Raw genomic sequence first — 21323 nt, forward strand, 5'->3', positions numbered from 1 at the left:
CGGGTGGTGGGTGTGCGGGGTCGCCCTGTCCGTTCGCGGGCAGTGAGCCGCTGACAGTGTGACTCCACCAGGGAGGTCGGCTCAGGCCTCCACGGCAGCCGGCCCTGTACTGGTGTGAGTGCCGAATCCTGGGGGCGGCGGGGCACTATACATGATGAGTGCATGATTTCATCTGCCCCGGACAGTTCGGATAGTCTGCATAAGACTCTGAATCCATTCTCAGCTACCGCTGAGGTAAAAGACGAGAGGTACCCGCATGACGAAGGATGCTGTGCTTCGCACGAGCGACCACGAGCTGAAACTCGACCTCGTCGAGGCTGTCGAGGGGAACGCGGGTCTGAGGATCGGCAACCTGCTCAACGAGACCGGCCAGGTCACCTACGACCCTGGGTTCGCGAACACCGCGTCGCTGTCGTCGGAGATCACGTACATCGACGGTGACGAAGGCATCCTTCGGTACCGCGGCTACGACATCGCAGAACTCACGGAGAAGTCGACGTTCGTCGAGGTCGCATATCTCCTGATCTACGGCGATCTGCCGACTCCCGAGCAGCTGGCGGGATTCGACGGCCGCCTGCGTCAGCACACGCTCCTCCACGAGGACATGCGCCGGTTCTTCCAGGCATTCCCGTACGATGCGCACCCGATGCCGATGGTGTCCTCAGCGATCGCTGCTATGTCGACGTTCTATCAGGACAGCCTCTCGATCACCGACGAATCGCAGATCGACATCTCCACCGCACGCCTGCTGGCGAAGATGCCGACCATCGCGGCGTTCGCCCACCGCCACGCGGCGGGGCTGCCCGTCGTGTTCCCCGACAACGACCTGGGGCTCGTGGAGAACTTCCTCCGCGTGAACTTCGGCTTCCCGTCGGAGCCCTACGAGATCGATCCGCTCGCGCTGCGCGCACTCGATCAGCTCTTCATCCTCCACGCGGACCATGAACAGAACTGCTCGACCTCGACGGTCCGGCTGGTCGGCTCGTCGCAGGCGAACCTCTACCAGTCGATCTCCGCAGGCATCAACGCACTGGCAGGCCCGCTGCACGGCGGCGCCAATTCCGCGGTGCTGGAGATGCTCGAGGAGATCCAGAAGTCGGACGACGGTCCTCGCAAGTTCATGGAGCGGGTGAAGAACAAGGAGGACGGAGTCCGTCTCATGGGCTTCGGACACCGCGTCTACAAGAACTACGACCCGCGCGCCGCCATCATCAAGAAGACGGCCGACGAGGTCCTCGAGAAGCTGGGCGGCAACGACGAGATGCTCGACCTGGCGAAGAGCCTCGAGGAGATCGCGCTGGCCGACGACTACTTCGTGGAGCGCAAGCTCTACCCGAACGTCGACTTCTACACGGGCCTCATCTACAAGGCGCTGGGCTTCCCCACCAACATGTTCACCGTGCTCTTCGCGGTGGGACGCCTGCCCGGCTGGATCGCCCAGTGGCGTGAAGCGGCGAAGGATCCGGAGACGAAGATCGGCCGTCCGCGCCAGATCTACACCGGCCAGAGCGCGCGCTCGTACGTCCCGGTCTCCGACCGCTGAGGAGTCTGACGGGCGAAGAGGCTGTTGGAGGACCTGCCCGCCGGAGGGCCTGCCGCTGAGGAGTCTGACGCAGTAGCGTCCGACTGCGCTGACGAGTCAGACCGCTGGAGGACTTGCCACTGAGTAGCCGGACGTCAGCTGAGTCTGAGGAGTCTCACCTCTGAGGCGTCCGCCCGCAGAGTTCTCTGACTGACCGGAGAGCCCCGGATCCCACACGCGTGGGGTCCGGGGCTCTCCGCGTTGAAGCGGCGGCGACACGAGCAGAACCTCCCACGACCGCCCCTCGGCGTACGGGGCAAGGCATCACCTGAGCCCGCGTACGGGGCTTCCACACCGCTTCCGTCCGTATATCGGACCAGGTCGTCGCCTACGTCCGCGTACCGGACCAAGACGCCATCTACGTCCGCGTTCCGGACCACTTTCCGCGATGGATTGGTCCTGTACGCGGACGTAGATGCTCAGGGAGGGGATGGGGGGTAGGTGCGGACGTTGGTGCTCAGCGCGGGGCCGGGTCGTCCTTGCCGTAGGTGAGGCGGCGCAGCAGTGCTTCTGCTGGTCCCCTCGCATTCCGCGAATCGAGGACGAGTGACACGATCCATACCCCTGCAGCGATCGCGAAGGCGGCTGTCGTCCCCACATGCTGGCCCAGCCCGAATCCCCACGCGTTGAGGAGAGGGGCGAAGAGGAGCGACTGCAGCAGGTAGAAGGTGAGCGACCGTCGTCCGACTCCCGCCACAGCCCGCGCGAAGGTGCCGGGACGTGAGCCGATCCGCCGCGCCAACAGCCCGAACAGTGCCGCGTACCCGATCCCTCCCGCTACGCCTGTGAAGGTGTCGAGGCCGACGAACATCCAGCTGTTGAGGGCCGGCAGCCGCAGGATGTCCGCGTAGATCAGGGCGTTCGGCAGGCCTCCCACGACACCGATCGAGAGTCCCCAGCCTGCGATGCGTGTGAGCGTCCGCTGGTGTGCGTGCGGGTCGTCCAGAAGACCCCGCCTCGCCGCCAGCCATCCCAGCACGACGGCCACGGGGACTGTGAGCATGAGGACCGTGCCGATGGTCGAGGCGAACCACGTGCCTGCCCGGGAGGCGGCGGCAAGAAGATAGTTCGCCTGTGCGGCGAACGCATTCGACTCCGACGCGCCCTGGGCGACTGAACGGGAGACCTCGTGCCGCACGTCTGTCGGCACGAGGAACAGCAGCAGACCGACGACCACCGCGAGCAGGGAGAACAGCACGATGACGCCCGTGAACACCCACGCCACGATCGTGAGCGTCCTGTCCGTGCGGCGGAAGAAGAGGGCGCCGAGGACCAGACCGGCCAATCCGTAGGCGCCCAGGATGTCACCGTGGAACAGGAGCAGAGCGTGGACGAACCCGAAGACCAGCAGCCACAGGTGTCTGCGCAGGAGCATCCGGTCGATCACGTGCTCGGGGAAACCGCGCGCGGTGCGTGAGCGCGCGAACTGCACCATGCCGTAGCCGAACAGGAACGCGAACATCGGATAGACGCGCCCGTCGACGAACACGATCGCCAGTGCAGCGAGCAGGGTGTCGACCGGGCCGCCGTCGGTGGGGTGTGCGGCAGTGAGGCCGACGGGATGTCCCCACAGGTGCCACGACACGTTGGCGATCGCGATGAGGAGCAGCATGAACCCGCGGGCGATGTCCGGTGCGAGCGCGCGGGGGATCGCAGCGGAGGGGGAAACGACAGAAGGTGGGTCCGTTCTCACGGACCCACCTTCTCACGCACAGACACTCACGGGAGGTGCGCTGCGCACGCTCTCACCGTGCGCTTCACGTGCGCTCACGATGAGCGCGAACCACCTCAGTGGAGGTCGGGGTTGAGCTCGATGCCCTTGTCCGTGCGGGCGAGTGCTTCGACGCCGCCGGTGCGTCCGTTGCGGCGCAGCAGCACGCCGTCCGCGCCGGACAGCTCGATCGCCTTGACGACCCGGTCGTTGTCCTCGACCAGCGACACGGGGGTCCCGGCCGTCACGTAGAGGCCAGCCTCGACGATGCAGTTGTCGCCCAGTGAGATGCCGATGCCGGAGTTGGCGCCCAGCAGCGTGCCGGTGCCCACGGTGATCTTCAGTGCGTTGCCGCCGGACAGCGTGCCCATGATGGAGGCGCCGCCGCCCACGTCCGTGCCGTCGCCCACGACGACGCCCTGCGAGATGCGGCCCTCGATCATCGCGGATCCCAGGGTGCCCGCGTTGAAGTTCACGAAGCCTTCGTGCATGACGACGGTGCCCTCTGCCAGGTGCGCACCCAGGCGGACCCTGTCCGCGTCACCGATCCGCACGCCGGAGGGGATGACGAAGTCCGTCATGCGGGGGAACTTGTCGACCCCGTAGACGGCGACCTGGCCGTGGCGGGCGGTGAGCTTCGCGCGGACGAGGTCGAAGCCGTCGGTCGAGCAGGCGCCGGCGGACGTCCAGACGACGTTGTTGAGGGAGCCGAACAGCCCGTCGAGGTTGAGGGTGTTCGGTGCGACGAGCCGGTGCGAGAGCGCGTGGAGGCGCAGGTATCCGTCGGCTGCGTCGGCCGGTGCCGCGTCGAGGTCGATCGTCGTCGTGACGACGTCCGCGGTGGTGCCTCGGGACTCGTCGTCGCCCACGAGGGCGTCGAGGGCGGCGGCATCGAACGCGGACCGGGCTGCGGCCTCGGCGGCCTCTGCGGTGTCCCGGACGACCGGGGCCGGGTACCAGACGGAGAGGATGGTGCTGTCGTGTGCTGTGCGCAGGCCCACGCCTGCTGCGAATCGTGCTGTCATACGGCCAGCCTACCGGTCGCGTGCCCACCGGTAGGCTGGCCGTATGACGTCCTCCAGCTCCTCTGCCAGCTCTTCTGCGGCTGCCGGACCGGCCGCCGATTCCGCCGCCCTCCTCGCTGCTCTCGACGATCCTGTCGAACTCACCGCCCGTCTGTGCGACGTGCCGTCGGTCTCAGGTGATGAACGACGCCTCGCGGACGCGGTCGAGGTCGTGCTGCGGGAGATCTCCGCGGGCCCCGGCCCCACGCTGGACATCGTGCGCAACGGGGACGCACTCATCGCCCGCACGGATCTGGGATCGGGCGAGCGTGTCCTTGTCGCGGGCCACCTCGACACGGTCCCGGTGGAGGACAACCTGCCGACGGAGCGGCGCACGCTGGACGGGGTGCCCGTCGTGTGGGGCCGCGGCGCGTGCGACATGAAGGCCGGTGTGGCGATGCAGCTGTCCGTCGCCCACGCTCTTCGCGAGCCCACCCGGGACGTCACCTGGGTGTTCTACGACCATGAGGAGGTCGACGCCTCGCTCAACGGGTTGGGCAGGCTCGCGGCAGATCACCCGGAGCTGCTGGAGGCGGATCTCGCGATCCTGGGGGAGCCGTCGAACGCGGGGATCGAGGGCGGCTGCAACGGCACCATCCGGGTCGAGGTGACGACGACCGGTGTCCGCGCCCATTCCGCCCGCGCCTTCATGGGGGTGAACGCGATCCATGCCGCAGCCCCCATCCTCGACACCCTGGCCGCGTACGAGGCGCAGACCGTCACCGTCGACGGACTCGACTACCGCGAGTCGCTGTCCGCGGTGGGCATCAGTGGGGGAGTCGCAGGCAACGTCGTCCCGGACGAGTGCACCGTCCTCGTGAACTATCGCTTCAACCCGTCGACGACGGGCGCGCAGGCGGAGGCCCACCTGCGCGAGCTCTTCGCGGGCTTCGACGTCACCGTCGTCGACCTGTCCGAAGGCGCCCGTCCCGGTCTGGATCGGCCGATCGCGCAGGCCTTCGCGGGTGCGGTGGGCGGGACCGTCGCCCCCAAGCTGGGGTGGACCGACGTCGCCCGGTTCAGTGCGCTGGGTGTGCCCGCCGTCAACTTCGGCCCCGGCAACCCGCTGTTCGCGCACCGTGCCGATGAGCACGTCCCCACCGCCGAGGTCGTCGCCGCCACCTCCGCCCTCCTCACCTTCCTCGAACCGGCCTCCGCCGGCACGGTCGGGCACTCCGCCGCTGCCGCCGCACCAGCCGGTGATGCCGCATCAGCCGGCCACGCCGCACCCCCTGCTGGAAAGGACGTCCGATGAGCCCCCGCAAGCACGTGAAGGGTCCCGTAGTCATGCGAGGGAAGCAGATCCCCGCGTGGACCTCCGATCAGCGGCTGCTCAACCGGGACGCGAACGCGGACTGGGCGCACAGTGACCCGTGGCGGGTCCTGCGCATCCAGTCGGAGTTCGTCGAGGGGTTCGGCACACTCGCGGAGCTGGGGCCCGCGATCTCGATCTTCGGGTCCGCGCGCCTGCGTGAGGGCACTCCGGAGTACGCGCTGGCGGTCGACATCGCCCGCCGCATCGTCGAAGCGGGAGCCACCGTCATCACGGGCGGCGGACCCGGCATCATGGAGGCCGGCAACCGGGGCGCGGACGACGCGGACGGGGTGTCCGTGGGGCTGGGCATCGAGCTGCCGTTCGAGGCGGGCCTCAACGACGGTGTGAACCTGGGCATCGAGTTCCGCTACTTCTTCGTCCGCAAGACGATGTTCGTGAAGTACTCGCGCGGCTTCGTCGTCCTGCCGGGTGGTTTCGGGACGCTCGACGAGCTCTTCGAAGCGCTCACCCTCGTGCAGACCGGTACGGTCACCCGGTTCCCCATCGTGCTGGTCGGCACGGAGTTCTGGGGCGGTCTGGTCGACTGGCTGGGCTCGACGCTCGTGGACCGGGGAGTCATCGCGCCCACGGACATGGATCTCTTCCAGCTGGTCGACACCGCCGACGAAGCGATCGCCGCCCTCGGAGCGAGCCTGCCGCACCACGCGGATCGCATCTCTGGCGGCGACGGTGCGGCCCGCACCTCCACGGACAACGGCGACGACGAGGAATCCATCGCGTGACCGATGGTGCCGTTCTGCGGATCGGTGAGGTGTCGGCGGGACCCGGACGACCCGCCGTCATGGCCGTCATCAACCGGTCCGTCGACTCGTTCCACACGTCCGCACCCACCACGGAGGCGGCGATCCGCGCCGCCGAGGACGCCTTCACCGCCGGTGCCGCGATCGTCGACATCGGGGGAGTGCGGGCGGGGCGCGGGCCCCACGTGGGGGTCCAGGAGGAGATCGACCGGATCTGTCCCGTCATCGACGCCGTCCACCGGGAGATCCCCGGTCTCGTCGTGTCCGCGGACACGTATCGTGCTCCCGTCGCCCGCGCCGCGGTCGCCGCGGGTGCCCGCATCGTCAACGACACGTGGGCCGGTGCGGATCCGGATCTCCCCACTGTCGCCGCCGAGGCCGGGGCCGGCCTCGTCTGCTCCCACACCGGGGGGCTCGGCCCGCGCACGGACGCCCACCGCAATCGCTACGGCCTCCTGCCGGACGACGTCGTGAAAGCGGCCCTGGACGGAGTGCTCGGGCTTGCGGCGCGGGCCCGGGAGGCGGGGGTGCCGCAGGAACGGATCCTCTTGGACCCCACCCCGGACTTCGGGAAGAATACGCGCCACTCACTCACCGTTCTGCGACACATCGACCGGTTCGCATCCCAAGGCATGCCGGTGCTGCTGGCGATCTCGCGCAAGGACTTCATCGGAGAGTCCGTGGGCGCACCCACCCCGGGTGCACGGCTGCCGGCAACGCTCGCCGCCACCGCCTACGCCGTCGAGCACGGCGTCGCGGTCATCCGCGCCCACGACGTCGCAGCCACCGTCCAGACGGTCATGATGATCGGCGCGGTCCTCGGCACGAACGAACCGCGGCGGAGCGTCCGCGGGCTGCGCTGAGGCGCAGTCTCCTTGTGAGACGATGGGGACATGCCGGTGTGGATCGTCCTCGGAGTATGCGCAGCTGTCTTCGTCCTCGTCATCGCCTTCGCGGGTTCGCGGAGTGTGTTCGACGGGGGCATGAGCGATGAGGAAGCCGATGTGCCCCCGGCACAGCGGCTGTCCGACGACGCCCGGCCCGACGAGATCGCCGCGGTGAGGTTCACTCCGGCACTGTGGGGCTACCGGCCCGCGGAGGTCGACGACGCGATCGCACGACTCCGGGCACGCATCGCGGTGCAGGACATCCAGCTCGCAGCACAGGACCGTGACCGTGCGACCGACCCGGACGCTGCAGTGCCAGGCGGCGCAGAGGCGGGTTCCCCCGTGTCGGCGGGTGGCCACGAGTCCGGACACAGCGGGCCGGCACCGTCGGCGACGCACACGCATCCGTGACGGTCGCCTCGGGCACTGGTCCCCGGACCCACGACGAAGCACCCGCGGTCCTGCCCCACCTGTTCGACCGTGCACGGTGGGAGGGCGCGGCTCGAGCGGTCCTCACGCTCCCCGTCTGGCTGCAGGCGCTGGCCGTCTACCTGGTGTCCCGACTCGTGTCGCTCGGCATCATGGCGATGGTCGTGCGGACCCAGCCCCATTCGCCGTGGACCCGGGGGACGGAGACCTCCCTCAACGACTTCCTGAATTTCTGGGATGGCGGCTGGTACGAGCGGATCGCCGTGCACGGATACCCCTCGCAGCTCCCCGTCTACGAGACGGGACAGATCGCGCAGAACGAGTGGGCCTTCTACCCGCTGTTCCCCCTCATGGCGCGCGACATCACAGCGCTCACCGGGGCGGAGTTCGCCGTCGTGGCGCCGGTGCTCTCGACAGTACTGGGGGCGATGGCCGCGATCGTCATCCTCGTGCTCTTCCGCTCCGTCACCACACACGGAGCCGCCCTCACGGGGCTCGCCTTCGTCCTCTTCTTCCCCGCCTCGCCGATCCTCAACACGTCCTACGCGGAATCCCTCACCCTGCTCCTGCAGGCCACGGTCCTGCTGCTGGTGCTCCGACGGCAGTACGTGTGGGCCATCGTCCCCGTCTTCTTCATGGACCTGTCGCGGCCCATCGGTGTGGCGTTCGCCTTCTTCATGCTCATCCACCTCATCAGCCGCTTCCGCCGGCGGAACGAGGAACCGTACCCGCTGCCGCAGGTCGTGTCGTCGTGGACCCTGGGAGTCCTGTCCTGCGTCGCCGCCCTGATCCACCCGCTCCACGCCTGGGTCCGCACAGGGTCGCTCACCGCCTACACGGACACGGAAGCCGCCTGGCACACGGGGCAGACCCACATCTTCGTCCAGTGGGTGGGTGCGGGAGAGCGGTGGCTGGGCCCGTTCAGCCCCGTCGCGCTGGTCGTGCTCGTCGCGGCGATGATCGCCCTGCTCGTGTCGCCGGCGGGCCGGACGATGGGCCGGACCCTCCAACAGTTCTGCTGCGGATACGGCATCTACCTCCTCCTCTTCTTCACGCCGCAGACGTCCACGCTGCGCCTGTTCCTGCCCTTCTTCCCCCTGGCACTGGCTCTGGCGGCCACGCGCTCATGGGCGGCGCGCGCAGTCGTCCTCGTCGCCTTCACGGTGCTGCAGATCGTCTGGGTCGGATGGCTGTGGCACTTCACCCCGCCGGGCGATCTGCCGCCGTGACGCGCTCATAAGTCGGCAAGACGGGCAGATTCCGCTCAGATGGTGGATAATCAGTGTTGACAACTTTTCGACGCGAAGGGATGCTCCCATGGCAGCACAGAAGCCCCGTACGGGCGACGGACCTCTCGAGGTGACGAAGGAGGGACGCAGCATGGTGCTGCGACTGCCCGTCGAAGGGGGCGGACGACTCGTCATCGAGATCAGCCCGGACGAGGCGAAGGATCTCCACGACACCCTTGCAGAGGCACTCGGCATCTGAGTGGCCCCGGCGCTTCACGGCCTCCTCACGCAGACGCGTGCAGGAGGCCGCAGTCGTTTCAGCGGCGGCGCAGGATCTTTCAGCGGCGGCGCAGGACCAGGATGCCGTCGTCGATCGGAAGGAGCAGCCGGAGGAGGTCCTCGCGCTGGGACAGGTCGCTCAGCAGCTGCCGGGCGACCCGGGCGCGGGGTGTGCGCACCGTGGGGTCCGCCACCGCGCCGCCCAGCAGAGCCTGATCGATGATCAGCACACCGCCGGGCTCCAGCCGTTCGAGTGCCAGCGGGACGAGCCGCGGGGTCTGTTCAGGTCCCGCGTCGAGGTGCACCAGGTCGTACGCGCGCGGTGCCAGGCGGGACAGCACGTCCTCCGGTCTGCCGGTCATCATGCGCACGCGATGACCGGCGAGGTCCGCGTGGACGATGAGCTCCCGCGCGACGGCCTGCGCTTCCGCATCGGTGTCGATCGAGGTGAGGATGGCGGACCGCGACATGCCGCGCAGCAGTGCGAGGGTCGAGGTGCCTGTTCCGGTGCCCACTTCGATCACGGCCGACGGGCTCAGGAGCGTCGTGAGGAACGTGAGGGTCGCACTGGACGTGGGTGGGAGCGGACGGCGCCGGTACTCCTGGGCGATCGTGCGCGCGGCGTCGTCCACGGCGTCCGTGCCGTTGTACTGGTCGGCCATCCGCGCGCTGGCGGCCCAATCCCGGGACATCCGCTCTCCTCTCCGCTGACGGCGCCGGAGTTCATCGACGTGTGCCGACCTCCCCGCGGCAGCGGTGCTGCGGAGGTCGGGGTGCTCAGGGCGCCAGTCTAATCCTCCGAAACCTCCGCATCGTGGGATGCGAGTTCTGCGAGCGCGTCGAGGACGGATGCGGCGAACGTGTGGGGGTCGACACGCGCACACCGCATGTCGATCCGGTCATCGTCGGTCAGGGGCATGTCCTCGTCGTTCCAGTGGGGCAGCGCGCGGGCGGTCAGCGGTGCGGGCAGTGCGCCGCGCACGTTGGGGACCCGCCACCAGGGCACGTTCGATCCGTAGACGCTCATGACACGGGCGACGTAGCGGGGCGAGGCACCGACCACACGACCGATGTCCCCGTAGGACGCCGCGGATCCGGGCGGCAGGGATTCGACGGCGCGCAGGACACGTTCGACGGCGAGATCGTCCATGGCGCCGATCCTCTCACGGTGTGCACCGGCCGTGCGCTCTTCTGGGTTCGCTGGGCCGCCGGGCTGTGAGGGTGCGACCTTCTCGGTTGGTAGGATCGGACGCATGTTCGGCATCAATGGCTTCGAGATGATCATCCTTGTCATTGTCGCCCTCTTCGTCATCGGACCTCAGCGTCTTCCCGAGTACGCCGGGAAGCTCCGTGACTTCGTCAGGAGCTTCCGGCGGATGGCGGAAGGGGCGAAGGAGACCGTCAAGGAGGACTTCGGCGCGGACCTCGACGCCTACGACTGGCGGTCGCTGGACCCGCGCCAGTACGACCCGCGCCGTATCGTGCGCGAGGCGCTCGCAGAGGAGGATCGTGCGATCCGTGAGGAGCGTCTCCGCACGGGTGGGTCGACCACGGGGTCGTCGGACACGAACGGGGCGAGCACGAACGGGGCGAGCACGAACGGGTCGGGCGCGAACGGTGCTGCCGAAGGGCGGACCGACAGTGGATCGCCATCCGGCGGCGGAACGTCGTCCGCCGGATCTTCGAGTGCCGCTGGTGCTGCGGCAGAGAGCGCGGCGACGCCTTTGGAACGTCACCGTTCCCAGGTGCAGCAGCGCGTCGAGGGGTCGTCGGCACCCTTCGACCCCGAAGCGACCTGAGTCCGCCCGAACCCGCCGCGGAAGTCCCCGCAGCCGGTCGGAGCTTGCCCGCACTGAGGGTGAGCCGCGGGGCCCCGCCGCGAGCCGCTGGCCCCGAAGCCATGGGCCCCTCAGCGAAGCCACGGCCCACTCATCGACGAACCGCTCAGTCGCGGGGGCTCAGGCCCAGACTCTTCCCGGCGAGCGACTGCGATCGCACCCGCAGCGATGACGCGATGGTGCGCAGGGCGGCGGGCCCCGGCTCCTCAGGATGTGTGAGCACTGCGGGGACGCCTGCGTCCGCTCCGGCACGCACCGTCGGGTCGAGCGGGATCTGTCCCAGCAGCGGCACGTGGCTCTGGCCACCTGCGTCGGACAGCCGCTGGGCCAGCCGGTCCGCCACATGACGTCCGCCGCCCTCACCGAAGATCGGGTTGTGGCTGCCGTCCGGCATAACCATCCACGACATGTTCTCGATGACTCCGGCGACCCGCTGCTTGGTGCTCGTCGCCAGCGCCCCGGCACGTTCGGCGACCTGCGCGGCGGCCTGCTGCGGTGTCGTGACGATGAGCAGCTCCGAATCGGGCAGCAGCTGACCGACCGAGATCGCGACATCGCCCGTGCCCGGCGGCAGGTCGAGCAGCAGGATGTCCAGGTCGCCCCAGAACACGTCCGTGAGGAACTGCTCGAGCGCCCTGTGGAGCATCGGGCCGCGCCAGACAACCGCCTGACCGGGGTCCACGAACATGCCGATGCTCATGACCGCCACACCGTGGCCGGGCTGGGGGAGGATCATGTCCTCGAGCTTCGTCGGCTTGCCCTCGACCCCCATCATGGGCGGGATGGAGAAGCCGTAGATGTCCGCGTCGAGGATGCCGACGCTCAGCCCGGTCGCGGCGAGTGCCGCCGCGAGGTTGGCGGTGACCGACGATTTGCCGACCCCGCCCTTCCCGGACGCGACCGCGATGACGCGCGTGAGGTTGTCCGGCTGGACGAACGGGTTGACGCGCCCGTCGCCGCTGCGCAGCCGGTTCCGCAGCTCAGTGCGCTGCTCCGGCGTCATGACGCCCAGCTCGACATCGACCGATCGCACACCGTCGACCGCTGCGACGGCCTTGCGGACGTCCGTGGTGATCGTGTTCTTCATCGGGCATCCGGCGATCGTGAGGAGCACCTTCACGTGCGCCGTGCCGCCTTCGTCGATCCACGCCGACTCGATCATGTCGAGGTCGACGAGCGTGCGCCGCAGCTCCGGATCGACGACGGTGCCCAGAGCCTTCCACAGAGGTCCATGCGTGTCCGTGTCGCGGTCCGTCATCGTCGTGTCACGTCTCCCTTCACAGGTCCATCGTCCCTGGAGACCGTACCCGTGTCTGTGCCTGTTCCCATGTCGTTGTCTGTGTCAGCGTGAACTCCCAGGGCTGCCCCGTTCCCGAGGCCGCGCTCGTTCCCGAGGCCCCCTCCGGTTCCGAGGCCCCCTCCGGTTCCGAGGCCGCTCCCGCTCCCGAGGCCGTCTCCACCTCCGCTTCGGTCGCTGCGGAGTCCGTGGAGGGCTCGGGCAGGGCATGCTGCTCGGTTCGAGCCTGCTGCATCTCCTCTACGAGAGAACGCAGCTCGGAACGGATAAAGTCCCTCGTCGCCACGTCGCGGATGGCAATGCGCAGGCTCGCGACCTCGCGGGCGAGGAACTCCGTGTCCGCGAGATTCCGTTCGGCCCGCTGACGGTCCGCCTCGAACTCGACACGATCACGGTCGGCGGACCGGTTGTCCGCCAGCAGCAGGAGGGGCGCGGCGTAGGACGCCTGGAGCGACAGGATGAGGGTGAGCAGTGTGAAGTTGAGGCTGCGCGGGTCGAATTGCAGGTGCACGGGCGCCATCGAGTTCCACGCGAGCCACACCGCACAGATGGCCGTCATCCACACGAGGAACATCGGGGTGCCCATGTACCGGGCGATCCCCTCGGCCACTCGGCCGAACGTGTCCGGCGGCATCCCCACCTGCGGCAGACGGCGGCGCGCGCTGCGGGGAGTGTCGAGTCCCGGCTGGTCAGACCGTGCCATGTGCTGTCTCCCCTCGCGGGTCGTCGCGCTGTTCGCGCCAGTCCTCCGGCAGCAGTGCGTCGAGCACGTCGTCGACGGTCACGACGCCCACCAGGTGATCGCCTTCGTCCGTGATCGGCACGGACACCAGATTGTATGCCGCCAGCAGGGCGGCCACCTCACCCGTGGGCGCTTCCGGCGGCAGCGGCTCGACTTCCGTGTCCAGCAGCGCACCGACCGATTCGTGGGGCGGGTGCCGCAGCATCTCCTGGATGTGGACGAGTCCCAGGTAGCGTCCCGTCGGCGGTTCGAGGGGCTGGCGGCACACGAACACGGCGGCGGCGAGCGCGGCGGGCAGTTCGGACCTGCGGACCTGTGCCAGCGCCTCGGCGATCGACGTCTCCGGCGACAGGATGACCGGCTCCGTCGTCATGAGGCCGCCTGCGGTGTCGTCGTCGTAGGCGAGAAGCGTGCGGACGTCGTCCGCCTCGTCGGAGTCCATCGCCTGGAGCAGTCGCTCCGCGCGGTCCTCCGACAGCTCACCCAGGAGGTCGGCGGCGTCGTCGGGCTGCATCGTCTCCAGCAGGATCGCGGAGCGTTCGATGCCGACCGCATCGAGCACGTCGATCGCCTCGTCCTCCGGGAGCTCCTCGAGGACGTCGGCGAGGCGCTCGTCGGGCAGTTCGCGGACCACGTCGAGCCTGCGCGTGAGATCGAGCTCCCGCAGCACGTCGGCGAGGTCCGCGGGCTTCGTGTCGTGGTAGGCGGCGATGAGCTGGGTGGCGTACTGCGTGGCGGACGATTCGGCGGGGAACTCGATCTCCGACCAGTCCACCTGCATCGTCTCCCCGCGCCGGCGCAGCGCGTCCAGGGGAGTGCGCTGCTCCCGCTGTCGCCGCACGAAGAGGCGGGCCACCTCCCAGTCGCGGTTGCGCTGCTGCTCGACGCCGACGTCCTCGACGATGACGGGGGTGCCGTCCGTGCGGAGGAGCAGCCGCTGGTCCAGCAGGTCGCCCATGATGAGCGTCTCCGATGCGCGCTTGACGAACCGCCGCATGTTCACGAGTCCCGTCGTGATGACCGCACCGACGTCGATGCTGGTGACCCGACCGATCGGCACGAATACGCGCCTGCGGCCGGGCACTTCGACGACGAAGCCGATGACCTTCGGCTGGCGGCGCATCGTGGTGCGGTAGACGACGACCGCGTCGCGCACCTTCCCCACCTGATCGCCCAGGGGATCGAGGACGTTCGTCCCGGCGAGGCGCGCGATGAAGATCCGTTCGGTGGCGACGCTCATGGGGTTCATCGTACGACGAACAGCGTCACACGCCGGTGCTGCGGAAGGTCTCCCACGCGCTCGCGAGGTCCAGTGCGATCTCTCGCAGCGCGGCGGGTCTGGCCGCGGGTTCGGAGCCCTCGTGAGGCCCCCTTCCCACAGCCCCACCGCGCCGGTGCGGAGCCGCTGACAGCGCGGCGTCGACGATGGCGAGCGAGAGGACGTCCGCCGCTGCACAGTTGAGCCCGACGAGCCCCAGCGGGTCGACGTCCACATCCGCCCCACCGGTGGCGAGGGCGAACACCGTGTCCCCGTCGAACAGCGTGTGCGAGGGGTGGATCGCCCGGGAGAGCCCCGCCTGCGCCGACTGCGCCAGCCGGGTCGCCTGCGCCGAATCGAGCCGCGCGTCGGTGACGATCGCTGCGATCGTCGTGTTCCGCTGCGACAGCACCCCGTCTGTGGCCGTCCCGTCGAGTTCCAGCGCTTGCTCGACCCAGTCGTGCGGGGCGCGGGGCAACTCGAGTCCCAGCCGTGCGAGCACGCCGGCCGCGTGGAGACGGCCCGACGGCTCGAGCACGTCGCCCATCGGGTTCGCGACGACGATCGCTGCGACGAGGTGACCGGACGGAGTCCGCAGACACGCCGCGCCCAGCCCTCCCCGCAGCAGCCCTCGGCCGATGAACGCCCCGGTGCCGCCTCCGACGCTGCCCCGGACCGGGGCCTCGGCGGTGGTCGTCGCGCTGCGGTACGCAGCCAGCCCCATGCCTGCATCCGGATGCCGGACCGTGCCGTCCCCGCGCCCGAGGTCGTACACGGCTGCCGCGGGCACGATCGGTACGTACGCGCCGGGCAGCTGGGGAGCGGGGAACCCCCGACCGTCGGCCGCGAGTCCCTGCTGGACCCCGAGGACAGCGGCCAGGCCCCACGCGCTGCCTCCGGTGAGCACGACGGCGTCCGCGCCGGGGGAGTGGGTGCCCGGTGCGAGCACGTCCGTCTCGTGTCCGGCCGGCCCGCCGCCGCGCACGTCGACACCCGTCACGGTGCCCGGCGGCGGGACGATGACCGTCGTACCCGTGAGCCACCCGTCGGCCGAGGCCTGTGCCGCACCCACATGGACACCGAGCACCGTGACGGGCGAGCCGTCGGCGACGACCTGCCCGAACGGCTCGCGGAACGGTGCAGCCGGCGGTGGGGAGGCTGCCATCAGCGGGCGCGTCCCGGTGCCAGCTCCTGGACCCACGCCTCGACCTCGGCGCGTGTGCGGGGGAACCCCGCGGAGAGGTTCTCCACCCCGTCGGAGGTGACGAGCACGTCGTCCTCGATCCGCACACCGATCCCGCGGAACTCCTCGGGCACCAGGAGGTCGGACTCCTTGAAGTACAGACCCGGCTCGATCGTGAAGACCATGCCCGGCTCCAGGCGCGCGTCCAGGTACATGTCACGGCGCGCCTGTGCGCAGTCGTGCACGTCGAGGCCCAGATGATGGCTGGTGCCGTGCACCATCCACCTGCGGTGCTGCTGCCCCTTCTCACTGAGCGACTCCGCGACGCTCACCGGGAGGAGACCGAAATCGTGCAGCTTCTGGGCGATGACCTCCATCGCTGCGGCATGGACATCGCGGAAGAGGACGGGATGCTCGACGTGCTCCGCCGCCTTCGCGAACGCCGCGTCGGCAGCGGCCAGGACCGCGTCGTAGATCTTCCCCTGCACCTCCGTGAACGTGCCGTCGACGGGGAGGGTGCGGGTGATGTCCGCCGTGTACAGCGAATCGGCCTCCGCACCGGCGTCCAGAAGCACCAGGTCACCGCTGCGCACCACCCCGTCGTTGCGGATCCAGTGGAGCGTGCACGCATTGTCGCCCGCAGCGGCGATCGTGTCGTAGCCGACCCCGTAGCCGTCCAGGCGCGCCGCCGACTCGAAGCTCGTCTCGATGACCCGCTCGCCGCGGGCGTGGTCCACTGCGGCGGGCAGCGACGCGACAGCGCGGTCGAAGCCCTTCCGGGTGATGTCGATCGCGTGACGCAGCTGGTCGACCTCGTGGTCGTCCTTGATGAGGCGCAGTTCGGAGAGGTACTCCAGCAGTTCGTCGTCCCCGGCCTCGGACGCCTCCAGATCAGCACTCACCTGGGCGCGAGCCTGATCGACGGCCTGCTCGACGTTGACGTCCGCGCCGCGCAGCAGGCGGACGGACACGGAGCCCAGGTCCTTCGTCACGGCGTCCATCGCGGTGGACGAATCCGCCGTCGTGATCCCGGTCCGCACCGTCATCGTCTCCAGGTCGTCGCGCGGACCCACCCAGTACTCGCCGTAGCGGGCATCGGAGAAGAACTCCTCCGTGTCCGCACCGGCGCGGGGACGGAACCACAGGGTCACCGTGTGACCTTCCGCCCCGTCGCCGTCCGCCGGCTCGAACACGAGGAGGGCGTCCGGTTCGGACTCCGTCTCCAGCCCCGTGAGGTGGATGAAGGCGGAATGGGCCCGGAACCGGTAGTCGGTGTCGTTCGACCGGACCTTGAGAGGGCCCGCCGGGACGACGATCCGCTCACCCGGGAAGCGGCGGGACACCGCCTCACGGCGAGCGGGCGTCCACTCTGCCGCCGGCAGCGGGGCGACGCCCGTCAAAGGCGCGCGGTCCCAGCCGGAGGCGACGAAATCCCGGAAAGCCGCCGAATTCGGGCGGTGGGAGCGGTTGTTCACGCGGTCGGACAGTTCCTCAGATGCATCGGAGCTCATACGCCCATCCTAGCCACGAGCGCGATTCCCGGCCGGGGTGGCGCGGAAACCGGAACACGGGTCTCTACGATGGGGAGCATGCGCGCTGACCTCCACACACACTCCCGCTTCTCCGACGGGACCCAGAGCCCCACAGAGCTCGTCGCCGAAGCCGTCGACGTCGGTTTGGACGTGTTCGCACTCACCGACCACGACACGACGATCGGCTGGGACGAAGCCGTCACGGCGGCGCAGGATCGCGGGATCGGCCTGCTGCGCGGAATGGAGGTCTCGTGCCGCTGGGAGGGGATCAGCGTGCACATCCTCTGCTACCTCCACGATCCCGCCGGTGCGGAGATCACAGCGGCCATCGACCAGGCCCGCAGCGACAGGATCGTCCGGAGCAAGATCATGGTCGACCGTCTGTCCCAGGATTTCGCGATCACGTGGGAGGAGGTCGAGGAGCTGGCCGGCGCAGACGCGACGATCGGCCGTCCGCACGTCGCAGACGCACTGGTGCGTGCGGGCATCGTCCGCGACCGCAGCGAGGCGTTCGGACGGCTGCTCACCGGCAGTGGCCCGTACTACGTCGCGCTGCCGGTGATCTCACCCGTCGAAGCGATCAGGATGATCCACGACGCGGGTGGTGCGGCCGTGTTCGCACACCCCCTCGCCTCTGCGCGCGGACGGGTCGTGCCGGACGCCGGTCTGCGGACGATCATCGATGCCGGCCTCGACGGACTCGAGATCGACCACCGCGACAACCCGCCGGAGGGCCGGGCCCGGCTGAGGGTGCTTGCCGCGGAGTACGGGCTGATCGTCACCGGGTCGAGTGACTATCACGGCACGGGGAAGCCCAACCTCCTGGGCGAGAACACGACGGCGCGCGACCAGGTGGAAGCGCTCGTGGAACGCACAACGGGAACGGAGCCGATCAGGTTCCCCTGAATGCGGCAGCCGTTCCCGTCGTGAGTGATCGTGTGAGCTGGTCTCCGGATCCCGCGGCAGCCCCGGCGAGGGGACCTGCACCGGACCGGTCTCCGGGTCCGGAGTCAGACCCCGTGAGAGGTCCGGAACGGGATCCTTGAGGTCAGTCCTGTGTGGCCGTCGACGCGGACTGCTCGCTGCGGCCCGAACCACCGCGACGACGACGGCGCCGGCGGGGGCGGCCCTCCGACGAAGAGGAGCCCTCTGCGCCCGCGTTCGCCGATGCGGGTGCCTGCGCGGCGCTCTCCGCGTCCTGACCGCCGCGCGTGCGCCTGCGGTTGCGTGTGCGACCGCCACCGGATTCGCCACCGCGCCGTTCGGATCCGCGCTCATCCGAGCGACGGCGGTCGCCGGAGCGTCCTTCGGAGCTGCGACGCCCGGAGCGGCCGCCGCCGTCGCTGTCCTCGCCCGGGTTGGGCTTGCGACGGGAGAGGCGACCCTTCGTTCCCGCCGGGATGTCGAGGTCCTCGAAGAGGTGCGGGGACGTCGAGTAGGTCTCCGGCGGATCCTCGAGGCCCAGGCTCAGGGATCGGCTGATGAGACTCCAGCGAGGCAGGTCGTCCCAGTCGATCAGCGTGACAGCGATGCCGGTGCGGCCCGCACGCCCGGTGCGACCGATCCGGTGGACGTAGATCTTCTCGTCCTCCGGGCACTGGTAGTTGATGACGTGCGTGATGTCGTCGATGTCGATGCCGCGGGCTGCGACATCGGTGGCGACGAGCACGGAGGTGCGGCCGTCGCGGAACGACGCGAGTGCCTTCTCGCGCATCTGCTGGTTGAGGTCGCCGTGGAGCGCCCGCGCTTCGAAGCCGCGATCGCGCAGCTCCTCGCCCAGACGGTCCGCTGTGCGCTTGGTGCGTGCGAAGACGAGCGTCTGGCCGCGGCCTTCGGCCTGCAGGATCCGTGCCACCATCTCCGACTTGTCCATCGCGTGCGCACGGTAGGCGAACTGGCGCGTCGTCGCATTGAGCTGCGATTCGTCCGACGGGTCGTGGGCACGGATGTGCGTGGGCCGGGACATGTACCGACGTGCCAGCGCGATGACGGCGCCGGGCATCGTCGCGGAGAAGAGCATGGTCTGCCGGTTCGTCGGGAGCGCGGCGACGATGCGCTCGACGTCCGGCAGGAAGCCCAGGTCGAGCATCTCGTCCGCTTCATCGAAGACCGCGGTGCGGACCCTGTCGAGGCGCAGGATGCGACGACCGTAGAGGTCGAGGAGTCTGCCGGGGGTGCCGACGACGACGTCGACTCCACTCGCCAGGGCGTCGATCTGCGGTTCGAACGCCTTGCCGCCGTAGATCGTCACGACGGACAGCCCCGGCCGCTTGCGGCTCGCGACGACGAGGTCGCCCGCCACCTGCTGGGCGAGTTCGCGTGTGGGGACGACGACGAGCGCCTGCGGGGCGCGGCCTGCGGACTCCGGTGCACCGTCCTCGCCGGGAGCCAGGGTGCGCTGCAGGAGCGGGAGGCCGAAGCCCAGGGTCTTGCCGGTTCCCGTCTTCGCCTGGCCGATGATGTCCGCGCCGCTCAGAGCGACGGGCAGTGTCATGGCCTGGATGGGGAAGGGGTGTTCGATGCCTGCGTCGGACAGAGCCTCGACGATGGGGTCTGCGACGCCGAAGTCGGCGAACGTCTGCTGATTGTCGGTCACTGGTTCTCCTCACGGCGCTCCGTGTGGAGCACCTCCGGTACATGTGCGCCTCCGGCGGGCCCGATGTCGTTGATCAGGACGCACCGCGGGGCGGAACCGCTTCGCCGCGCACATCCGAAGGAGGGATGAGCTCTCTGCGAGCGGGTGGCAGTGGACTCCGCACGCCTCGTCGTGCCGCCGCATGTGCGGCTGAAGCACAAGAGCGGCGCTTCCTGCGCTGCTCGGGAGTGCGGGCGACCGCACACGGACCACTCACACATGATCGCGGTCGAAAACCCCGATCATGGCGAAGAGGCCTGACCGGGAAGGTGGACCAGAGTGGTGAAACCGTGCGGGCACTGCCGCTGCCTGGTGTCGATGATACACGCAGACCGTGGCAGTGCCCGCTGAAGAGACTGAGCGGAAGGAGTCAGGAGACGCCGAACCCCACGCGGCGGGCCTTCTCCTCGCCGACCTCGACATAGGCGAGCGCCTCGACCGGGACGATGACCCTGCGGCCCTTCTCGTCGTCGAGGGTGAGGGCGCCGCCGTCCGCCAGTGCCTTCGTCACCGCTGTGGTGAGGTCGTCGCGGGTCTGCTCCGATTCGAGCACGATCTCCCTGTTGGTCTGGCGCATGCCGATCTTGATCTCCACTGTGCACTCCTGAACGCGAGTCGGGATGGGTTGTGACCCAGCCTAGTCGTGTGGACGTCCGATGGCGTGCGCCCGTGCCGTCGACTGCGTCACCCGTGGAGTTGGCCGCGTATCCCGCGGGACCGGCTGTGCCACCTGCGGGGACGGCTGCACCACGCGCGGGGCCGACCGCAGTCGCCGGTCAGTTGAGGTTGAGATCCGCGGCGCGTGCGGCGGCTGCGGCCTCTGCGGCGGCCGCGGCTTCGCGTGCCGCCCGCTCCGCCTCTGCGCGCTTCGCCGCTTCGATCTGCTCGAACGAGTCCGGCAGGCTGTCGAGGCCCGTCCACAGGACGTCGCTGATGACCTCCGCGATGTGATCGCGGCTGAGTTCGGAGTCCTGTGAGATCGCGACCGCGGCGCCTTCGCCCATCTGCAGCACGGAGCGGCCCACGACGAACGACTCGCTCCATGTGAGCTGGGTGCTGCGCTTGACGACCTCGCCGATGCGCTGCGACATCCGTTCGCGCATGGACTGGACCACCTGCAGTGCCTGGGGCTCGTAGGAATCGGCACGGAAGAGGACGGAGAAGTCCTTCGGCTGATCATCGACGAAGGCGAACAGCGCGCGGACGGTCGCGCGCAGCCGTGGCTGGTTCGAGTCCGACGACAGCATCGCCTCCGACATTCGCTCCATCAGCGAATTCGCAGCCTTCTGGAGGACGACGAGGTAGAGGTCGAGCTTCGAATCGAAGTGCTGGTACAGCACGGGCTTCGAGACGTCGGCGGCTTCTGCCACTTCGTCCATCGACGCGGCGTTGTAGCCCTTGGCGGCGAAGCATCCGGTCGCGGTGTCCACCAGCTGCTGGCGGCGCTCTGCGCGGGGGAGTCGGCGGGTCGTAGACATGCTTGCCATCATAGGTCAAACGACTTCCGTAGTGAATCAGCCGTTCAGTCAGTCGTGTCGAGGTCGCCCTCATCCCGGGGATGCCCAGGCTGTGTCCGGGCGT

General features: G+C 69.3%; 21 protein-coding genes. 9 read left to right on the forward strand and 12 right to left on the reverse strand.

Going from position 1 to position 21323, the window contains the following annotated elements; translation table 11 throughout:
- Positions 1-256 precede the first annotated feature (256 nt).
- Positions 257-1543 carry a citrate synthase gene (locus JFC09_RS05045; RefSeq protein WP_198392924.1) on the forward strand — a complete coding sequence of 429 codons (1287 nt, stop codon included), beginning with the start codon at positions 257-259 and terminating at the stop codon, positions 1541-1543.
- Positions 1544-2039: 496 nt separating this feature from the next.
- On the opposite strand, the gene JFC09_RS05050 is transcribed toward JFC09_RS05045, so the two are convergent.
- Both JFC09_RS05050 and dapD read right to left on the reverse strand, forming a co-directional pair.
- Complete coding sequence (locus JFC09_RS05050; RefSeq protein WP_332839657.1) at positions 2040-3275, reverse strand: DUF418 domain-containing protein; 1236 nt, start codon at positions 3273-3275, stop codon at positions 2040-2042.
- A 95-nt stretch (positions 3276-3370) separates the two neighbouring features.
- The gene (dapD, locus tag JFC09_RS05055; protein WP_198392925.1) at positions 3371-4318 is read right to left on the reverse strand and encodes a 2,3,4,5-tetrahydropyridine-2,6-dicarboxylate N-succinyltransferase; all 948 of its coding nucleotides are present in this window, start codon (positions 4316-4318) and stop codon (positions 3371-3373) included.
- Between the two features lie 43 nt (positions 4319-4361).
- On the opposite strand from dapD, the gene dapE reads away from it, so the two are divergent.
- The 6 genes from dapE (at position 4362) to JFC09_RS05085 (ending at position 9237) form a co-directional block, all read left to right on the forward strand.
- Positions 4362-5612 carry a succinyl-diaminopimelate desuccinylase gene (gene dapE, locus JFC09_RS05060; protein ID WP_198392926.1) on the forward strand — a complete coding sequence of 417 codons (1251 nt, stop codon included), beginning with the start codon at positions 4362-4364 and terminating at the stop codon, positions 5610-5612.
- Positions 5609-6415, forward strand: coding sequence for an LOG family protein (locus tag JFC09_RS05065; RefSeq protein WP_198392927.1), 807 nt, complete (start codon positions 5609-5611; stop codon positions 6413-6415). The genes dapE and JFC09_RS05065 overlap by 4 nt, the downstream gene beginning before the upstream one ends.
- Positions 6412-7296, forward strand: coding sequence for a dihydropteroate synthase (gene folP, locus JFC09_RS05070; protein WP_332839658.1), 885 nt, complete (start codon positions 6412-6414; stop codon positions 7294-7296). The genes JFC09_RS05065 and folP overlap by 4 nt, the downstream gene beginning before the upstream one ends.
- Before the next feature lie 30 nt (positions 7297-7326).
- Positions 7327-7731 carry a DivIVA domain-containing protein gene (locus JFC09_RS05075; RefSeq protein WP_198392928.1) on the forward strand — a complete coding sequence of 135 codons (405 nt, stop codon included), beginning with the start codon at positions 7327-7329 and terminating at the stop codon, positions 7729-7731.
- Entirely contained in the window at positions 7728-8978 is a 1251-nt protein-coding gene (locus tag JFC09_RS05080; RefSeq protein WP_198392929.1) for a hypothetical protein, read from the forward strand. The genes JFC09_RS05075 and JFC09_RS05080 overlap by 4 nt, the downstream gene beginning before the upstream one ends.
- An 88-nt stretch (positions 8979-9066) precedes the next feature.
- Positions 9067-9237, forward strand: a complete 171-nt coding sequence (locus JFC09_RS05085) for a DUF3117 domain-containing protein (protein WP_198392930.1) — start codon at positions 9067-9069, stop codon at positions 9235-9237.
- A gap of 79 nt (positions 9238-9316) precedes the next feature.
- On the opposite strand, the gene JFC09_RS05090 is transcribed toward JFC09_RS05085, so the two are convergent.
- On the reverse strand, positions 9317-9949 hold the full coding sequence (locus JFC09_RS05090; RefSeq protein WP_198392931.1) for an O-methyltransferase: 633 nt from the start codon (positions 9947-9949) through the stop codon (positions 9317-9319).
- 98 nt (positions 9950-10047) lie between these two features.
- Positions 10048-10407: an MGMT family protein gene (locus JFC09_RS05095; protein ID WP_198392932.1), complete on the reverse strand. Its 360-nt coding sequence runs from the start codon at positions 10405-10407 to the stop codon at positions 10048-10050.
- Positions 10408-10510: 103 nt separating this feature from the next.
- On the opposite strand from JFC09_RS05095, the gene JFC09_RS05100 reads away from it, so the two are divergent.
- Positions 10511-11056, forward strand: coding sequence for a twin-arginine translocase TatA/TatE family subunit (locus JFC09_RS05100; RefSeq protein WP_198392933.1), 546 nt, complete (start codon positions 10511-10513; stop codon positions 11054-11056).
- A 145-nt stretch (positions 11057-11201) separates the two neighbouring features.
- Here JFC09_RS05100 and JFC09_RS05105 read toward each other — a convergent pair whose 3' ends face one another.
- From JFC09_RS05105 to JFC09_RS05125, 5 genes are read right to left on the reverse strand one after another with little or no spacing between them, the layout of a single operon-like run.
- Positions 11202-12353 (reverse strand): Mrp/NBP35 family ATP-binding protein, encoded by a 1152-nt coding sequence (locus tag JFC09_RS05105; protein WP_198392934.1) that lies wholly within the window; start codon positions 12351-12353, stop codon positions 11202-11204.
- A 19-nt stretch (positions 12354-12372) separates the two neighbouring features.
- Positions 12373-13095 carry a DUF1003 domain-containing protein gene (locus tag JFC09_RS05110; RefSeq protein WP_198392935.1) on the reverse strand — a complete coding sequence of 241 codons (723 nt, stop codon included), beginning with the start codon at positions 13093-13095 and terminating at the stop codon, positions 12373-12375.
- On the reverse strand, positions 13082-14374 hold the full coding sequence (locus JFC09_RS05115) for a magnesium transporter MgtE N-terminal domain-containing protein (RefSeq protein ID WP_198392936.1): 1293 nt from the start codon (positions 14372-14374) through the stop codon (positions 13082-13084). The genes JFC09_RS05110 and JFC09_RS05115 overlap by 14 nt, the downstream gene beginning before the upstream one ends.
- A 25-nt stretch (positions 14375-14399) precedes the next feature.
- Entirely contained in the window at positions 14400-15557 is a 1158-nt protein-coding gene (locus JFC09_RS05120; protein WP_198392937.1) for a P1 family peptidase, read from the reverse strand.
- Positions 15557-17086 carry an aminopeptidase P family protein gene (locus JFC09_RS05125; protein ID WP_198392938.1) on the reverse strand — a complete coding sequence of 510 codons (1530 nt, stop codon included), beginning with the start codon at positions 17084-17086 and terminating at the stop codon, positions 15557-15559. Before JFC09_RS05125 ends, JFC09_RS05120 begins: the two co-directional genes overlap by 1 nt.
- 78 nt (positions 17087-17164) lie before the next feature.
- Between JFC09_RS05125 and JFC09_RS05130 the strand changes: the two genes are divergently transcribed.
- A complete protein-coding gene (locus tag JFC09_RS05130; RefSeq protein ID WP_198392939.1) occupies positions 17165-18013 on the forward strand; it encodes a PHP domain-containing protein in 849 nt (282 codons plus the stop codon).
- 142 nt (positions 18014-18155) lie between these two features.
- Here JFC09_RS05130 and JFC09_RS05135 read toward each other — a convergent pair whose 3' ends face one another.
- From JFC09_RS05135 to JFC09_RS05145, 3 genes are all read right to left on the reverse strand, one after another.
- Complete coding sequence (locus JFC09_RS05135; protein WP_198392940.1) at positions 18156-19703, reverse strand: DEAD/DEAH box helicase; 1548 nt, start codon at positions 19701-19703, stop codon at positions 18156-18158.
- A gap of 409 nt (positions 19704-20112) precedes the next feature.
- Positions 20113-20337, reverse strand: a complete 225-nt coding sequence (locus JFC09_RS05140; protein WP_198392941.1) for a DUF3107 domain-containing protein — start codon at positions 20335-20337, stop codon at positions 20113-20115.
- 181 nt (positions 20338-20518) lie between these two features.
- Positions 20519-21220: a TetR/AcrR family transcriptional regulator gene (locus JFC09_RS05145; protein ID WP_198392942.1), complete on the reverse strand. Its 702-nt coding sequence runs from the start codon at positions 21218-21220 to the stop codon at positions 20519-20521.
- Between the last annotated feature and the right edge of the window lie 103 nt (positions 21221-21323).

The sequence above is a fragment of the Brevibacterium yomogidense genome (genome assembly GCF_016107685.1).
GTDB lineage: Bacteria > Actinomycetota > Actinomycetes > Actinomycetales > Brevibacteriaceae > Brevibacterium > Brevibacterium yomogidense.

Bases quoted from the DNA above. Each gene is read 5' to 3' on its own strand.
- JFC09_RS05115 (WP_198392936.1), bottom strand. From the start codon at position 14,374: ATGAGCGTCGCCACCGAACGGATCTTCATCGCGCGCCTCGCCGGGACG.
- JFC09_RS05105 (WP_198392934.1), bottom strand. From the start codon at position 12,353: ATGACGGACCGCGACACGGACACGCATGGACCTCTGTGGAAGGCTCTG.
- dapE (WP_198392926.1), top strand. From the start codon at position 4,362: ATGACGTCCTCCAGCTCCTCTGCCAGCTCTTCTGCGGCTGCCGGACCG.
- JFC09_RS05125 (WP_198392938.1), bottom strand. From the start codon at position 17,086: ATGAGCTCCGATGCATCTGAGGAACTGTCCGACCGCGTGAACAACCGC.
- JFC09_RS05130 (WP_198392939.1), top strand. From the start codon at position 17,165: ATGCGCGCTGACCTCCACACACACTCCCGCTTCTCCGACGGGACCCAG.
- JFC09_RS05120 (WP_198392937.1), bottom strand. From the start codon at position 15,557: ATGGCAGCCTCCCCACCGCCGGCTGCACCGTTCCGCGAGCCGTTCGGG.
- dapD (WP_198392925.1), bottom strand. From the start codon at position 4,318: ATGACAGCACGATTCGCAGCAGGCGTGGGCCTGCGCACAGCACACGAC.
- JFC09_RS05090 (WP_198392931.1), bottom strand. From the start codon at position 9,949: ATGTCCCGGGATTGGGCCGCCAGCGCGCGGATGGCCGACCAGTACAAC.
- JFC09_RS05065 (WP_198392927.1), top strand. From the start codon at position 5,609: ATGAGCCCCCGCAAGCACGTGAAGGGTCCCGTAGTCATGCGAGGGAAG.
- JFC09_RS05045 (WP_198392924.1), top strand. From the start codon at position 257: ATGACGAAGGATGCTGTGCTTCGCACGAGCGACCACGAGCTGAAACTC.
- JFC09_RS05095 (WP_198392932.1), bottom strand. From the start codon at position 10,407: ATGGACGATCTCGCCGTCGAACGTGTCCTGCGCGCCGTCGAATCCCTG.
- JFC09_RS05100 (WP_198392933.1), top strand. From the start codon at position 10,511: ATGTTCGGCATCAATGGCTTCGAGATGATCATCCTTGTCATTGTCGCC.
- JFC09_RS05110 (WP_198392935.1), bottom strand. From the start codon at position 13,095: ATGGCACGGTCTGACCAGCCGGGACTCGACACTCCCCGCAGCGCGCGC.
- JFC09_RS05145 (WP_198392942.1), bottom strand. From the start codon at position 21,220: ATGTCTACGACCCGCCGACTCCCCCGCGCAGAGCGCCGCCAGCAGCTG.
- JFC09_RS05085 (WP_198392930.1), top strand. From the start codon at position 9,067: ATGGCAGCACAGAAGCCCCGTACGGGCGACGGACCTCTCGAGGTGACG.
- JFC09_RS05075 (WP_198392928.1), top strand. From the start codon at position 7,327: ATGCCGGTGTGGATCGTCCTCGGAGTATGCGCAGCTGTCTTCGTCCTC.